The 15,189-nt window shown below is 65.6% G+C and carries 12 protein-coding genes; 4 read left to right on the forward strand and 8 right to left on the reverse strand.

All coding sequences use genetic code 11. From position 1 onward, the window contains the following. Positions 1–21: 21 nt before the first annotated feature. The 6 genes from ACE3N9_RS11470 to ACE3N9_RS11495 form a co-directional block, all read right to left on the reverse strand. Complete coding sequence (locus tag ACE3N9_RS11470) at positions 22–885, reverse strand: SMP-30/gluconolactonase/LRE family protein (RefSeq protein ID WP_374283861.1); 864 nt, start codon at positions 883–885, stop codon at positions 22–24. A 14-nt stretch (positions 886–899) separates the two neighbouring features. Continuing rightward, positions 900–1,700 carry a cyclase family protein gene (locus ACE3N9_RS11475; RefSeq protein ID WP_374283862.1) on the reverse strand — a complete coding sequence of 267 codons (801 nt, stop codon included), beginning with the start codon at positions 1,698–1,700 and terminating at the stop codon, positions 900–902. A gap of 12 nt (positions 1,701–1,712) precedes the next feature. Beyond that, entirely contained in the window at positions 1,713–2,951 is a 1,239-nt protein-coding gene (locus tag ACE3N9_RS11480; protein WP_374283863.1) for a thiolase family protein, read from the reverse strand. A gap of 11 nt (positions 2,952–2,962) precedes the next feature. Next, positions 2,963–4,519 (reverse strand): class I adenylate-forming enzyme family protein, encoded by a 1,557-nt coding sequence (locus tag ACE3N9_RS11485; RefSeq protein ID WP_374283864.1) that lies wholly within the window; start codon positions 4,517–4,519, stop codon positions 2,963–2,965. Positions 4,520–4,624: 105 nt separating this feature from the next. Next, a complete protein-coding gene (locus ACE3N9_RS11490; protein ID WP_374283865.1) occupies positions 4,625–7,009 on the reverse strand; it encodes a TonB-dependent receptor in 2,385 nt (794 codons plus the stop codon). Positions 7,010–7,124: 115 nt separating this feature from the next. Beyond that, entirely contained in the window at positions 7,125–7,739 is a 615-nt protein-coding gene (locus ACE3N9_RS11495; protein ID WP_374283866.1) for a TetR/AcrR family transcriptional regulator, read from the reverse strand. 288 nt (positions 7,740–8,027) lie between these two features. Between ACE3N9_RS11495 and ACE3N9_RS11500 the strand changes: the two genes are divergently transcribed. After that, positions 8,028–8,858: a 23S rRNA (adenine(2030)-N(6))-methyltransferase RlmJ gene (locus ACE3N9_RS11500; protein WP_374283867.1), complete on the forward strand. Its 831-nt coding sequence runs from the start codon at positions 8,028–8,030 to the stop codon at positions 8,856–8,858. A 126-nt stretch (positions 8,859–8,984) separates the two neighbouring features. Here the strand turns inward: ACE3N9_RS11500 and ACE3N9_RS11505 are convergent, their stop codons facing one another. Next, the gene (locus ACE3N9_RS11505) at positions 8,985–9,383 is read right to left on the reverse strand and encodes a Rid family hydrolase (protein WP_374283868.1); all 399 of its coding nucleotides are present in this window, start codon (positions 9,381–9,383) and stop codon (positions 8,985–8,987) included. Positions 9,384–9,567: 184 nt separating this feature from the next. Between ACE3N9_RS11505 and ACE3N9_RS11510 the strand changes: the two genes are divergently transcribed. Further along, entirely contained in the window at positions 9,568–11,883 is a 2,316-nt protein-coding gene (locus ACE3N9_RS11510) for a TonB-dependent receptor (protein WP_374283869.1), read from the forward strand. Positions 11,884–11,915: 32 nt separating this feature from the next. On the opposite strand, the gene ACE3N9_RS11515 is transcribed toward ACE3N9_RS11510, so the two are convergent. Further along, complete coding sequence (locus tag ACE3N9_RS11515) at positions 11,916–12,440, reverse strand: TetR/AcrR family transcriptional regulator (protein ID WP_374283870.1); 525 nt, start codon at positions 12,438–12,440, stop codon at positions 11,916–11,918. A gap of 151 nt (positions 12,441–12,591) precedes the next feature. Here ACE3N9_RS11515 and ACE3N9_RS11520 point away from each other — a divergent pair, with 151 nt between their 5' ends. Both ACE3N9_RS11520 and ACE3N9_RS11525 read left to right on the forward strand, forming a co-directional pair. Continuing rightward, positions 12,592–13,836, forward strand: coding sequence for an MFS transporter (locus tag ACE3N9_RS11520; RefSeq protein ID WP_374283871.1), 1,245 nt, complete (start codon positions 12,592–12,594; stop codon positions 13,834–13,836). 23 nt (positions 13,837–13,859) lie between these two features. Further along, on the forward strand, positions 13,860–15,176 hold the full coding sequence (locus ACE3N9_RS11525; RefSeq protein WP_374283872.1) for an NAD(P)/FAD-dependent oxidoreductase: 1,317 nt from the start codon (positions 13,860–13,862) through the stop codon (positions 15,174–15,176). Positions 15,177–15,189 lie beyond the last annotated feature (13 nt).

A 15,189-nucleotide genomic window follows, 5' to 3' on the forward strand; every position in this document is an offset into this window, starting at 1 on the left:
TCCGTTCTTGCCGATCAGGGATCAGGGCGTGCCGGCACCCGGCACCGCGACTTCGGCAACCAGCAGGCGCGCGCTCGGGCTGGCGGCGATCTCGGCCGGATCGTGGCTGGCCGAGGTGCAGATGAACAGGTGGCGGCGTTCCGGGCCGCCCAGCATGACCGCATAGGCGTGGCTGCCGAGCGCAATGGTGTCGGTTACCTCGCCGCCTTCGCGCACGCGCAGCACGGCGGGGCTGCCGGCCGGGTTGGCGAGCCATACGGCGCCTTCCGCATCAAGGCAGATGCCGTCGGGCTGCACACCTGCGGGCAGGTCCGCGAAGGTCCGGCGACGGGACAGGCTGCCATCGGCGCCCACGTCATAGGCGGTCAACCGGAAGGCGTTGGTCTCCGCGACAATCAGCGTCCCGCCATCGGGCGTCATGATCATTCCATTGGGGAATTCGAGGCCAGCCGCAGCCCTTGCCACCGTGCCATCCGGGTCGATCCGCGCGATTGTGCAGGTGTCCACCGGCGGGGCATCGGGGTTCCAGAAGTTGTAGCCGATGTCTCCCACCCAGGTCCGGCCCTGGCCGTCGGTGATCGCATCGCTGAGGCAGAACACCGAGGTCGCTGTCAGGTGGGCATGATCCTGCACCATGCTGCCGTCCCAGCGCTTCATCATGAGGCTCAGCGCATCGCTGAACACCACCGAGCCATCGGGCAGGAAGCCCAGGCCATTGGGCTTGAACGGAAGGGAGAGTTCGGTGCGCAGGTCCCCGGCCAGGCTGACCGACTTGATCGCATTGTCGTGGATGTCGATGAACCACAGCCGGTCACCGCGCCAGCGCGGGCTTTCGGTGAAGCGCAGGCCGTGACCGAGGTCGATCAGGATGTGGGGAATGGTCACGGGGCTTCTCCGGTTCAATCGGGAACGAAGGCGACGACGCGCGATGGGGCAGCGCTGCAGCGGGCCAGCTTGATCGGGAAGAACCCGACGTGGAAGCCCGTGGGCGGAAGAGCGGCCAGGTTGCAGAGCTGCTGGACGATGAAGGCCTCGCGCCGAGTGATCGCCTTGTGCCCGTCCCACAGCAAGGCCTTGTCGCCCTGTTCCTGCCATCTGGCGTTCATCAGGCGGAAGGGCAGGTCCCAGCCAACCGCATCCGTCCCCAGGATCGTGGCGCCCATCGCCGTCAGATGCAGCGTCGCTTCCGCCGACATGCCGGGCTGATTGTAGAACTGCGGATCGTCCATGGTGAACGCTTCCTGCCCGGTGCGCAGCAACACGGCATCGCCCGGCTGGACAGGCCGCCCGACAGCTGCAATCGCGCGATCCAGCATGTCCGGCGTGATGTATTCGCCGCCCCTGGCCCAGGGGCGCAGATCAAGCACCATGCCGGGGCGGTAGAGCTCGTTGAGGTCGATCTGGTCGATCGTGCGCGCCGGTCTGCCTTCGCAGTGCGAGCCGGAATGCAGCGGCGCATCGACATGAGTGCCGCAGTGCGAGTTGAAGTCGTTGAGGTGCTCGCTGCCCCAGCCCTCGCCATCGGGCAGGTCGGCATGGGTGCAACCCAGGCTGGCGCAGAACTCGTCCTTGCCCGCCTGTTCAGCCGGGTTGTTGTAATCGATCCGCGGCGCCACCACCCCGGCGGCGTGTTGCAGGGCGGGCGGCAGTTTCTCGCGGTTGGCGGGATCAAGCAGAACGGTCAGGTCAATCAAGCGCATGGTCTGCTCCGTTCACTTGCTGAGGATATGGACGGCAACTGCCGCTTCTTCGACGCCGATATTGCCGCCGCCGTTCTCCTGGATCGCGTGGCGCGCGCCTTCAACCTGCCGCGCGCCGGCCTCGCCGCGCAGCTGGGTGACCAGCTCGTACAGCTGGCCGATGCCGGTCGCGCCCAGCGGATGGCCCTTGGATTCCAACCCGCCCGACGGGTTAACCGGAAGGCGTCCGCCGATGGTGAAATCGCCGCGCTCTGCCGCCGGGCCACCTTCACCCATCGCGACGAAGCCCAGGTTTTCAACCTGGATGATCTCGCCCATGGCGGCGGCGTCGTGAACTTCGGCGACATGCATGTCGTTCGGACCCAGGCCGGCAATCTCGTAGGCCTGGTTGGCGGCCAGACGGGCGAGGTTCAGCTCGTGCTGGTCGATGCTGCGGCTGGAGGCGGAGCGAACCACGCTGGCCGCCACGCGGATGCAGCGGTTGCGGTCCGCGCCAATCCGCTTCAGGCCCTCTTCGGTGCAGATGATCGCGGCAGCGGCGCCATCGGTGACCGGCGCACACATCGGCAGGGTCAGCGGATAGGTGATCGGCGGCGCGGCCAGCACTTCGTCGATGGTGAAGGGCTTGCGGAACTGCGACCAGGGGTTGTGCACCGAATGCTGGTGGTTCTTGGCCGAAACCGCCGCGATCTGGCGCTGGGTGGTGCCCCATTTACCCATGTGATTGCGGCACAGCGCGGCATAGATCGACATGAACTTGGAATAGGGCTTGTCCGATTCCGACCCTTCCGGCGGAACAATCCCTTCGCCCAGCTTCACCAGCCGGGCGTAGTTTTCCTCGACCCGGCTGACATCCCAGCCGGCTTCCATCAGCTTGAGGACCGAGAGCTTGTCCTCGACGTTCATCTTCTCCGCGCCCAGCGCGAGGGCGACGTCGGTGACACCGGCCTTGAGGCTCTGCACGGCCAGCGCAAATGCCGATGACCCCGCCGCGCAGCCGTTGTCGATGTTGTAGACCGGGATGCCTTCGATCCCCAGCTTGGTCAGCACGACCTGGCCGGGAATGGCGAACTGGCCCTGCAGCGGACCGTTGGTGATCCCGGCGTAGAAGGCTGTGCCCAGGTCTTCCTTGGCGCAGCCTGCGTCTTTCAGCGCGCCATCCACGGCCTCGCGCGCCAGGTCCTCCAGACTGCGTTCGAAGTGGCGACCGAAGACGGTCATCGATATTCCCGCGATGTAGATGTCAGTCATGTCCCGTCCTCTCAGATTTTCTTTTCATGGCCCTGCCAGTAGGCAGCGCGCAGATCTTTCTTGAGCACCTTGCCCACCGGGCTGCGTGGCAGCGAAGGCACGAAATCGACGCTCTTGGGCGCCATCACGCTGCCAAGTTGCGCCTTGCACAGCGCAATGATCTCTTCCGCCGTCACACTCTGGCCGGGGTTGAGTTCCACCACGGCTTTCACCGCCTCGCCCCACTTGGCATCGGGCACGCCGATCACGGCGCAGTCCTGCACCGCCGAATGGCTCCAGATCACCTGCTCGACCGTGGCCGGGTAAACGTTGAACCCGCCCGTGATGATCATGTCCTTCTTGCGGTCGGTCAGGTGGAGATAGCCTGCGGCGTCGATGTGGCCGATGTCTCCGGTGTGCAGCCAGCCGTCGATGATCGTTTCAGCGGTCTTTTCGGGCGCCTTGTAATAGCCCTTCATGATCAGATCACCGCGCACGCAGATTTCGCCGGTTTCGCCGCGCGGGAGAATGCGGTTCTGCTCATCCATGATCTCGACCCGGACCAGCGGATTGGGACGGCCAACCGATGCCAGACGTTCATCACTGGCAAGCTGGCCTGCCTCGATGTGCTCGTCCGCGCGCAGGGTGGCGATGGACCCCATCGCCTCGCTCTGGCCATAGGATTCGGTCAGCACCGGCCCCCACAGCGCGATCGCCTTCTTGAGCTTCTCGACCGACATCGGCGCCGCGCCGTAGAGCAGATAGCGCACGCTGGAAAAATCGACCTGCTCGATGCCCGGCGCTTCCAGCAGGGCATAGATCACGGTCGGCGGCAGGAAGAATTCGGTCACGCGGTGCCGGCCGATCGCCTGCACCAGCAGCATCGGGTCAGGCTTCGCCAGCACAACCACTGTCCCGCCCTGTGCCGTGCAGGGCAGGGAAAGCAGTCCGGCGGTGTGGGTCATCGGCGCAGCAGCGAGGTTCACCGGGCGGGTGCCGTCGCGGTAGGTGCAGGTCAGCATGAAATGGACGAACGTGGTCTGCGCCGCGCGGTGGGTGTTCATCACGCCCTTGGGCGCGCCGGTGGTGCCGCCCGTCGGCATGATGATGAAGACATCGTCCAGCCCGGCGACGACAGCGGGTTTGGTGGCCGGTTGGCTGCCGCACCATGCCGCCAGGCCGGGGGTGTCCGGCAGGTCGGCATCGATGCAGATCCAGTGCCTCACCTTTGGCAGGGCGGGGCGCAGGGCGGCAATGGTTTCGCTGTAAGCCTGCTGGAAGAACAGCACCTCGCAGTCGAAGGCGTCGAGGATGAAGGCGTTGTCATCCGCCGCGTTGCGCGGATTGACCGGGATCCAGACCATGTTCGCGCGCCACAGGCCCAGCGTGCAGGCCCAGGCCATCACGTCGTTGCCCGACCAGACCGCGCCCTTGGTCTCCTTGGGCAGACCCAGCGCCAGCAGGGTGTTGGCGACCCGGCAGGACAGTTCGCCGACCTCATCGAAGGTAAACGTGCGTTCGCCCTGGATATAGGCGGCGGCCTGACCGTTCATGTCCCAGCCGCGGTCGAAGAAATCGATGATAGCCATGGGTCTGGTTCCTTGCTGTCAATAGGTGCCAGGATCGCGGGCGGAAAGCATGGCGGCCTGGAGCAATCGGCTGCTACGGCCCCGTGTCTTTCCGCCGCGCATCGCTCAGAAGCCCAGTCGCGCGGTCATGCCGAACTGGCGGGGCGCGCCCAGATAGTTCTGGTAGCCGGAAGTCGTGCCGAAGAAGCTGAGCACGCCCGACTGGTTGACCACGGTCTTGTTGGTCAGGTTCGTCGCCCACAGCGAAACGTCGAGTCCGTTGTCGAGCCGCAGCCCCAGGCGCGCGTTCAGCAGGGCATAGGCCCCCTGCATGTTGCGCGGATCAAGGCTGGCGGTGTTGGTGTTGGCCTTGTCCTGCCAGTTGATGTCGGTGCGGACGTAAAGCTCGCCGGCACTGACCGAGTGCTCGTACTGCAGCCCGCCGGTCATGCGCCACTTGGGTGCCAGCGGCAGTTGCTGGCCCGAAAGGTCGCAGCTGGTGAAGGCCCCGGTCGCCGTGGGGTTGGCATCGGGGGCGCGCCCGAACCAGCAGGCCCCGCCGGTGTACTTGCGGAACTTGGCGTCGATGTAAGCGGCGCCAAGGTTCACCGTCAGCCCCTGGGCGAGGCGGAAAGTGCCTTCGGCTTCGACCCCGGAGACCCGCACCTTGTCGGCATTGTTCACCAGGTATTGCAGGCCGACGAACCCGGCGTTCTGGTAGTTGGTATAGTCGGACCGGAACAGGCTGACCGCGATGCGCGCCCGGCGATCGGCCAGGTCGAACTTGCCGCCCAGCTCCCAGTTGTCGACCATTTCCGCGCCAAACCCGCGCTGGGCAGGCACGGCATTGCCGAAGCCGATGTTGTGCCCGCCGGACTTGGTCCCGCGCGCATAGCTCGCATAGATCAAGGTATCGTCGTTGGGCGTGACATTGGCCGTGACGTTCCAGGTAAAGCCGTCATCCTTCACGTCGGGCAGGTTGCCGTTGATCGGCACGCCCGCCGGGAAGGTGGCCGCCGGAACGAGGACCGCGGTCAGGAAATTGAGGCCCGCGAGCGGATGGCCGACGGGCAGGTTCGGATTGGGCGTAAAGGTCGCCCGGTTGTTGATCGAAGCCTTCTTGGTTTCGGTCTGCCAGCGCAGCCCGCCGGTCAGGGCGAACAGATCGCTGAAGCGATAGGTCGTCTGTCCGAACGCCGCGAAATACTTCGAGCTGGAACGGGAATCGAGGAAGCCCTTGTCGCCGTTCTGGCCATAGACGATCAGCGGTGAAGGCGCGCCGGGAATGGAAAACAGCGGAGCGGCCTGCTGAACTTCGAACATCGCCGTCCGGCCGCGATCGCCGCGCTCGAAGGTGGTGTCGAGATAGTAGCCACCCAGCAGCCATTCGAATGCACCCCCGGTCGGGGAAACCAGGCGCACTTCCTGCGAGAAGGACTCCCCTTGCTGCGTATCGCGGAACGTGAACAGCGGCAGGGAGACCTGATCGATATCGGTGGCCAGCAGGCTGCTCTTGTACTGCGACCAGCCGGTGATCGCCGTGAGCGTGGCCATGCCGAGATCGGCGTTAAGCGTGGCTGAGGCCGTGTCAAACTTGCTGTCCGAACGGTTGGGGTCGGTGGTGCAGATGACGCGGTTGGACGGGTTGTTGTCCGGGCACGCGCTCACCCCGAAGCGGGCGTTGAGCGCCGGGTTGTTGTCGAGCAGGAAGCTCGGTTCGGGGGCAACGCCGCGCGTCCAGTCGGAATTCGTGCCATTGCTGGCCAGCACTTCGCTGCGTGCGGCGGCAAGGTTGACGGTCACCTGCTCGCTGACGTCGAACTCGACCTGCCCGCGCAGAGCATAGCGCTTCATCTCGTTGGGTTGTTCGGCGCCCGCCGTCAGGTTGCGAAAGCTCGGCTCGGCATCGTAGTAGACGCCGGTCAGGCGCACGCGGACCCGGTCACCCAGCGGGCCGGTCAGCGAACCGGCAAAGCGCTTGGCCACGGCATTGCGTCCGCCCTTGATGACCGAGAGCGAGGCTTCGGCGCTGCCGCCAAACTGGCTCGCCGGACGCGCCGAGACGACGCTGATCACGCCAGCCGTCGCGTTCTTGCCATAGAGCGTGGACTGCGGTCCCTTGAGCACTTCGATGCGGGCGATATCGACCAGATCGTCGACGCCAAGGCCAGTGCGAGGCATGTAGACACCGTCGATGAACAGCGCGACGCTGGGTTCAAACGTCGGGATGTTGGGGTCGGTGCCAAGGCCGCGGATGCGATAGCTCTGCGCAAGCGGCTGGTTGTTGGCGACTGTTGCCAGCGACGGGATCATCGCTGCCAAGCCGTCGATCCCGATGGCTCCGGCGTCGCGCAGCGTATCGCCGGAAACCGCCGAGATGGCCATCGGCACATCCTGAAGCGACTGTTCGCGCCGCTGCGCGGTCACGACGATTTCTTCCAGACCGCCATCTTCGGCGGGCGCGTCCTGCGCCATTGCTGCCGGCGCCATGAGCGCCACCGCGATTGCCATGCCGCTTGCCTGCGCAAGCTTCAACTTGACCTGTGCCATAGACAAAACCTTCCCGTTCCCGCCAAAGCGGCGAGTGATTGATTGACAATAATGCGTGTTAAATCAGATTATTAATTCATGACCCTGCCCCGTCGGGCTTGCCCAGATCGGCCATCACCAGCCGCGTTATGGCCATCAGAAGTGCCCTGAACTGGCCGCGATCGATGCGCTTGGTTTCCAGTCGTTGTTCGGCATGGACACCCACCATCATCGAAAGGATGGCGGCCGCCGCAAGATAGGGTCTTGTCCCGCTTGTGCCGGTTTCGCGGGCCAGTTCGGCCGCGATCAGCTGGCGCAGATGCTCGTGAAAGTCGGCATAGAGCGGATGGATGGCCGAATCTTCGCCGAACTCGGCCAGCATCCGCGCGAACAGGTCGGCAGTGGGCGAATTGTCGAACGCCCGGTCAAGCCGCTGCATCAGGTCCAGCGTTCCCGAACCCTCGGCGGGGACCAGACTGGCCTTTGCCCGGGCCAGCGCATCTTCCAGGCAGGCTTCGAGCAATCCGGCCTTGGTCTTGAAATGGAAGAAGACCGTGGCCTGGCCATAGCCGGCATGATCAGCGATCTCATCGGTCTTGGTTCTGGCAAATCCCTGCCGACCGAAGATCAGCGTGGCCGAATCGAGGATCTTGCGCCGCGCCTCGGCAGAGTTCTTCGACACACCGCGGACCCGGCCCTTGGCGGGGGTCATTGCGGCAGATTCGATTCTGTCAGCCTTTCCCATGCCCTGCCTATCGCACGGGCGAATGATCTGAGCAATAGCTTATTTGAGTCATGACTCAATTGAATCACGGCTCACATATTATCTCTCTCCGTAACGCCCCTGATGCGCACGGAGCTTGATGCCTTGCGCAGAAGTGCTTTGAAGCTTTCCGTCCGACTCTGTACGAACGCCGGATTGGTCACTTCAATCGCCGCGCGCGCGGCTTTCGCGCCCGGCAGCCCGTCCAAAGGCAGGTCGTCAGGATTCTGAATTTCAATGAATTATCGCCATTCCTTCCATGCGGGCAATAGCGCCGATGTCGTGAAGCACAGTCTGCTGATCGCGCTCGTGCGGGCCTTGCAGCACAAGCAGAGCGCGCTGACCCTGATCGACACTCATGCGGGCTGCGGGCTGTACGACCTGCGCGGTGAGCAAGCCCAACGCACCGGCGAGGCCACGCAGGGCGTGCTGCGGGCCTTTGCCGATGCGAACCCCTTGCTGAACGACTACCGCGCCGCTGTGCAGGCGGTGAATGACGGGGCCGAGCCGCACCTCTATCCCGGCTCGCCGCGGATTCTGGCGCAGCTTGTGCGTCCGCAGGATTTCCTGATCCTGAACGAAAAGCATCCCGAGGACGCCTATGCCCTGCGCGGCGTGATGCGCGGTACATCCGCTGCCGTGCATGAGCGCGACGCCTACGAGTTCTGGCTGGCGATGCTGCCGACCCGAACGCCGCGCGGCGTCGTGGTAGTCGACCCACCCTATGAGCAGACGGACGAACGCGCCCGCATCACGGCGACCCTCGCCGCTGCGCACCGCAAATGGGCGCATGGCGTGACGGTGATCTGGTTTCCGCTGAAAGACCGCGCCACGCATTGGCGATGGAAGGAGCAGTTACGCAAGCTCGGCATCCCGAAATTGCTGGGGGTGGAGCATTGGTTGTACGATCGCGATCAGCCCGGCATCTATAACGGCGCGGGGCTGTTTATCGTCAACCCGCCCTACGCCTTCACGCAGGCGCTCCCGCCTCTGCTGGAAGCCCTGCGCGCCGCGCTGGCGCCCGAGGGGCATAGCGGCGAGATCACAGCCGAATGGTTGACCGATTAGCATGGACCCGCAATGTTCGAAGCGACCGGGCAATTAACGTAGGGCGAGTTCCAGGCAGCAGCGCCGGGCGCCCAAATGACCGTTGGGTCGGCGGTTGCCGATAGTGCTCCGGCTTCAGCCTTGCAGTTAATCGTCGGTCGTCAAATCGGCCCGAAGCTCGGGTAACCGGGCTATCGCCTTCACCTCGACCAGCGAGCCGGGATAGCCGAGTGCGGCAACGCCAATCGCGGTCCATGCCGCGGGCGCGCCGGTCATCGCCTTGGCCCGCGATGCCATGAACAGGTCCATGTGCGCGGGGTAGCCGACATGGAACGAGGTCAGGTCGGCGACATCCTGCATCGTGCAGCCGTGCTGCTCCAGCACCCTTGTCAGCGCGGCAAAGGCCGCATCGAACTGGGCGGCGGGATCCGCCGGAACTGTGCCGTCAGGATTGAGGCCGATCTGTCCGGAACAGAACAGCCAGCCCCCCATCTCGCGCGCTTCGCACAGGCTGGAATTCGCGGTTTCCATGGGCAGTTCACTCATTTCCGACTTCCGATCCTGGTTACTCGCCCGATGGTACCGCACAGCACTTAACGCTACAAGCTGTATTGTTAGAGCGAAAGAGTTCTGTCATAAGCCGGCCTGGGAGCGGCGGTCAGGACGCCAGATTTCCGCCAGATAACAGGCAGCAGGGAGCGAGTTCATGGCGACGGGAAAGATCATTCGGTTGGGATTGCTGACAGGTGCGGCGTGGATCGCGGCGAGCGGGATCGCCCACGCGCAAACCGTGGATTCCGCGCCAAAGCCGGATGCGGCCGCAGACAGCGCCCAGCTGGGGGAAATCGTGGTCGAAGCGCGGCGTACCCGTGAAAACCTGCAGTCGACGCCAGTGGCGGTTACCGCCCTCTCGGGCGAATTGCTGAGCAAGCTGAACCTGCGCGATGTGGTGGCCACGGCGCAGTTCACTCCCAACCTCGTCATCAGTGCGCAGCCCGCCTCGATCACTGCGGCATCGGTCTACATCCGCGGCATCGGCAATGCCTCGCCCAGCGCGGTGTCCGAGCAGGGCGTCGGGATCTACCTCGACGGGGTCTACATCGCCCGTTCGGCCGGCGCGATTTTCGACCTGGTCGATCTGGAGCGGATCGAAGTGCTGCGCGGCCCGCAAGGCACCCTGTTCGGCCGCAACAGCGTGGGCGGCGCGATCCAGCTGGTCTCGCGCAAGCCCGCCGCGACGCTGGGGGCCGAAGCCAAGATGGGTTACGGCACGTTCGATGACTGGTTCGCCCGGGCACGGCTGGATACCGGCACGCTGGGCAACACCCCGCTGCGCGCGTCGGTTGCCTACGTCCACCGCCAGCGCAATGGCTATTTCGACAACACCCTGGCCCCGTCGAACCGCGATCCCGGAGCGCTGCGCAGCGATGCGGTGACCGCGGCCGTGCAGGCCGATCTTGGCAACCTGACCGCCAACTATGCCTTCGACTACAACGACCGCGAAGGTGTGCCGGCCTTCTTCCAGACGGTGGCGGCAACCAGCGACGTGCGCGACTATTTCGGGCAATCGGCGGCGTTTGGCGGCGCCCCGTTCCAGCTTTCCTCCAGCAGCCTGCGGCAGGGCGCGCAGGTTCCCTCGGTCAGCCCGTCCGGGCAGTCCACCTTCAGCGTCAAGGCCCGCGTGCTGGGTCATTCGCTGACCCTGGCCTGGCAGGTCAGCCCGCACCTGACGATCAAGTCGATCAGCGCCTACCGCAGCTATCGCCAGGATGGCGCGAATGGTCTGGCGGGCAACGGTGATCTGCGCGGTTTCACGCTCAGCCCGATCCTGTTCGTCACCGGCAAAGTGGTGCCGACCGGGGTGCAGCCGGTGAACCTGTTCGAGAACTATACCACCCAGCGCCAGCGGCAGTATTCGCAGGAACTGCAACTGCTGGGCGATGTGGGGGCGTTCAATTACGTCGCGGGCGCCTTCTACTTCGACGAAAAGTCGTCCGAAGGGAACTACCAGACCCTGTCCTATGTGCTGCCCGGCGGCTTTGCGGCCGTCAATCTGGCGCCGGTGCAGGCCTTCAACGGCAAGGCGCGGTCCCAGGCGCTGTTCGGCCAGCTCAGCTATGCGCCCGGCAACGGCGATTTCGAGCTGACCGGCGGCCTGCGCTATACGCACGACCGCAAGTGGCTGACCCTGGCCGGCGACGTCCAGCCCAGCCTGGACGGCAAGGTCAGCTATAACAACGTGTCGTGGCTGGTTTCGGCCAGCTACAAGTTCAGCCAGGACCTGATGGGCTATGCCCGCGTGTCGAGCGGCTACCGCGCTGGCGGGATCAATCCGGCCGCCTCGCGGATCAACGTGTTCGCGCCGGAAAAGGTCCTGTCCTATGAAGCGGGCGTGAAGGCCGAATGGTTCGGCCGCCGCCTGCGTACGAACCTGGCCGTGTTCAACGTCGATTACCGCGACCTGCAACTGTCGCAGTTCCTGGCCGGAACGGGCGGGGCCACCTCCGCCATCGTGAACGCCGGCAAGGTGCGCTACCGCGGCATCGAGGCCGAACTGACGGCCCTGTTGACGCCGAACCTGACCTTCGACGGCTCGCTTGGCTATACCACGCCGAAGTACAAGACCTACCTGTTCGTCGATCCGGTCACCGATGCGGTGAGCAATATCGCCAGCGAAGCCCGCATGTCGCAGGCCGCCCGGTTCAATGCGCACGTGGGCATGCAGTACGAACGCGACCTGGGCTTCGGCAAGCTGTCGCTGCGCAGCGACTATTCCTATCGCAGCACCGTCTACTGGTTCACGCTGGACCGGCTCAGCCAATTCAACCGGGAGATCCATTCGCGGCCCGACCACAACCTGCGCGCGCGGATTGCGCTCGACGACATCGCGCTGGGCAAGAGCCGCCTGGCCGTGGGGCTGTGGGGTGACAACCTGACCGACCAGCGCAACATCGACTTCGGGATCGACTTCGGCGGCCTGGGTTACGCCAGCGCCTCGTTCAAGAAGTCGCGCACCTTTGGCGTCGATGCGCGGATCACCTACTGATCAGCATGGCATCGGAAGCATTCGGCCGGCCGCTACTTCCGCGCGTCGCACCCCTGGATGAGCAGGTCGACGAGCTGCTCCAGGTGGCGGTCGGACGGGGCTTCCTTGGCAATCAGGATCAATGCGGTGATCGAGGAAAACAGCGTGGAGATGACCAGCGTCGGATTCACGCCCGGCCTGACTTCCCCTGCCGCCTGCGCGGCGCGCAGGGGGGCGGCCATTTCGTCGCTGATCGACTGCCATTGGCGATAGGTTTCCTCCGACAGGAAGCCCGGCCCCAGATAGGCGGTCAGGGCATTGATCGCCATCTCGTCGGGGCGGGCCGCAAAGTCGCGGAACGCCCGGGCAAGGTGGTGAAGGTCCTCGCGCCAATCGCTGCACCGCTCGACCTGGAACTGGGAATTGTGCGCCCGCAAGGCTTCCGCCAGCAACGCGTCGCGCGTGGGCCAGCGCGCATGGATCGTCGAACGCGCGATGCCCGACCGTTCGGACACGTCGCTCATCGTGAAGTCGCTCGTCCCGTCCTTGATGAATTGCAGCACTGTGGCGGCAACCACCTGCCTTACCCGTTCTGTGCGGCCACCGGGCCTGATGTTACCACGTGCCATGGCCGGCTCTTAACCACCATCGGCTGGACCCGACAAGGCCTGCCGTGCCACCATCGCCGCGCCGCGACCGATGCCCTGCGCCGACGGGAGAAGGCCTGACATGAACCAACCGGCAATGACTGCGCAGCCCGGCCCGGGCCGCGATCCCTGGCTGCTGCTGGCGCCGCTTTCGCTGGCGGACTTCGTGATGATCGGGGCCATGCTGACTTCGCTGTCGGTCTATGGCGCGGCGATGCAGGCCGCGTTCGGCTGGAGCGAGACCGAACTGGGCGCAGGGCCGGTGGCGCTGCTGCTGGGCATGAGCATCGGCAACCTGATGGTGGGACCGGCCATGCAGCGGCTGGGCGTGCGCGGCACATTCGCGGCAGGCTGCGCTCTGGCGGCGGCAGGCTGGCTGGCCGCGGGATCGATCGCCAATCTGTGGCAATTCGCGATCGTGATGGGCATTGCCGGACTGGGTGCGGGCATTGCCACGATCGTGCCCGGCATTGCCTTGTTGACCAGCGCCTTCCACCAGCGCCCCGGGCTGGCCATCGCCCTGTTCATCGCCAGTTGCTCGCTGGCGGCGACGACCATGCCGATCGCCACCGGCCATCTGATTGACGGGGCGGGTTGGCGCGGCGCGTTCCGCATCGTGGCCGTGGCGGCGGCCTGCCTGGTCCCGGTGCTGTTCCTGTTGCTGCCCGCCGGACTGGCCACGGCGGATCCAGGCGCCCCGGCGGATCAGGCCCATGGCGGCGGATTGGCGCGCGCCGCCGCACTGCGGCTGCCGGCGTTCTGGCTCTTGACCGCGGTGCTGACCGTCAGCCAGCTGTGCATGAACGGGGTGATGTTCAACACCATCGCTTTCCTCGGCAAGCACGGCGTCGAGCATGATACCGCGATCCAGCTTTACAGCCTGACCAATTTCATGAGCCTGCCCGGCTTGCTGGTGGGCGGCCACCTGTCGGACCGGCTCAGCGCGCGCCGGATGCTGGCCGCGATCATCGCCATGCAGGCCATCGGCACCCTGGCCTTGCTGGGGGTGGAACTGGACAGCGCCGCCGGCCTCGCCGCGACCATCGCCTTTGTCGGCCTGTGGGGCGGGGTGGCGGGCCTGCCGGCACAATCGGGCTCGCTGCTGCTGGTCGAACTGGTCGGCCGCCGCAGCTATGGCACCTTGCTCGGCATCGTGTTCACGATCAACGGCTTCCTTGGGGCCGTGGCCCCTGGCCTGACCGGCTGGCTGTATGAACTTGGCGGCAGTTACAAGCTGCCATTCACCCTGTTTACCGTCCTGCTGCTGGCGACGGCCCTGGCCTGCCTGCTGATCGTCCCCCGCCCCGCCCGCCAGCCTGCCCCATGAATCAACCTTCCAGGAGTTTCCCGATGCCAGCGAAAGCCGAGTTCGAACGCGGCGAAGTGCCTGTCGAACTGAGCGGCTGGACCAAGCCGCAGGGCGCCGCCCGGCAATGGCCGGCGCTTGAAGCCGATGCTGCCACCGATGTAGTCGTGGTTGGCGCGGGCCTGGCTGGCGCGTCGCTGGCGCTGCACCTGGCCGAAGCCGGCGTGGCGGTGACCGTGCTCGAAGCGCGCCAGCCCGGCTGGGGGGCTTCGGGCCGCAATGCCGGGCATGTCCTGCCGATCCTGCGCGATCTGGGGGCGATGGCGCACTTTCCTGATGAAGGCCGGGCCTTTATCGAGTTATTCCGCCAGCACCTGACGATCCCCTACGATCTGTCGGCCCGCCACGGGATCGATTGCGATGCGGTGCGATCGGGCTATGTCCACGGAATGCGCAGCACTCGCGCGCAGGCCGCGTTCATGCGCCAGCACGCCTATCTGGAACGGGCCGGAATCCAGCGCTCGGTGCCGCTTTCGCCCGAAGAGATGCGTCAGCGCCTGGGCACCGATGCCTATCCGCACGGGGTGCTGTTCGAGGACGGCGGACGGGTCAATCCCTACCTGTTCACCACCGGGATGATCGCGGCGGCGGCGCAGCTTGGGGCGCAGGTCCACGGCCAGAGCGAAGTCCTTACGCTTGAACGACTGGACGCGCGCTGGCGGGTGCGCACCGCCCGGGGCAGCGTGGTGGCCGACCGCGTGGTATTCTGCACCAATGCCTATCCCGGCGCGGTCGTCCCGTCCTTGCGCCAGGCGTTCTACCCGCTCACTGCCTATGCCATCACCACCAGTCCGTTGCCCCCCGAAGCGCTGGGCCATGTGCTACCCGGCGGCGGAACCTTTGCCCAGGCGCCCGTCGACCTGAACCCGATGGTGCGTGACCGGCATGGCCGACTGATCCTTTCGTCGATTCCGCGGGTCGGCGGCGCGCACGATGCCGACTGGCACTTCCGCTCGCAATTGCGCTGGCTGCACCGCACCTGGCCGGTAACGCGCGGCTTGAAAATCGACCGGGAAAGCTACTGGACCGGCCGCGTCGCGATGCGCGACCGCCAGTTCCCCGGCGTGTTCGAACTGAACAGCGGGGTCTATGGGCTGATGTACTTCAACGCCTGGGGCAACGTCATGGCGCCGCTGATGGGCAAGTTGCTGGCCGAGGGACTGACGCGCGGCGATCTGAAGACCCTGCCCTTCCCGCTGGAACAGGTCGAGCCGGTGTCCATGCCCAGCAAGCAGGAACTGCTGATCAGGCACCTGCTGATCCCGGCAGCCAGGGTGGCCCAGCGGCTGGGAATGGTCTGATCGGGGGGCGCCG

It is taken from the genome of Novosphingobium sp. (assembly GCF_041905565.1).
Classification (GTDB): Bacteria; Pseudomonadota; Alphaproteobacteria; order Sphingomonadales; family Sphingomonadaceae; genus Novosphingobium.

Excerpts from the sequence above, each read along its gene's own strand:
- ACE3N9_RS11480 (WP_374283863.1), bottom strand. The coding sequence starts at position 2,951 with ATGACTGACATCTACATCGCGGGAATATCGATGACCGTCTTCGGTCGC.
- ACE3N9_RS11495 (WP_374283866.1), bottom strand. The coding sequence starts at position 7,739 with ATGACCCCCGCCAAGGGCCGGGTCCGCGGTGTGTCGAAGAACTCTGCC.
- ACE3N9_RS11500 (WP_374283867.1), top strand. The coding sequence starts at position 8,028 with ATGAATTATCGCCATTCCTTCCATGCGGGCAATAGCGCCGATGTCGTG.
- ACE3N9_RS11485 (WP_374283864.1), bottom strand. The coding sequence starts at position 4,519 with ATGGCTATCATCGATTTCTTCGACCGCGGCTGGGACATGAACGGTCAG.
- ACE3N9_RS11475 (WP_374283862.1), bottom strand. The coding sequence starts at position 1,700 with ATGCGCTTGATTGACCTGACCGTTCTGCTTGATCCCGCCAACCGCGAG.
- ACE3N9_RS11490 (WP_374283865.1), bottom strand. The coding sequence starts at position 7,009 with ATGGCAATCGCGGTGGCGCTCATGGCGCCGGCAGCAATGGCGCAGGAC.
- ACE3N9_RS11505 (WP_374283868.1), bottom strand. The coding sequence starts at position 9,383 with ATGAGTGAACTGCCCATGGAAACCGCGAATTCCAGCCTGTGCGAAGCG.
- ACE3N9_RS11520 (WP_374283871.1), top strand. The coding sequence starts at position 12,592 with ATGAACCAACCGGCAATGACTGCGCAGCCCGGCCCGGGCCGCGATCCC.
- ACE3N9_RS11525 (WP_374283872.1), top strand. The coding sequence starts at position 13,860 with ATGCCAGCGAAAGCCGAGTTCGAACGCGGCGAAGTGCCTGTCGAACTG.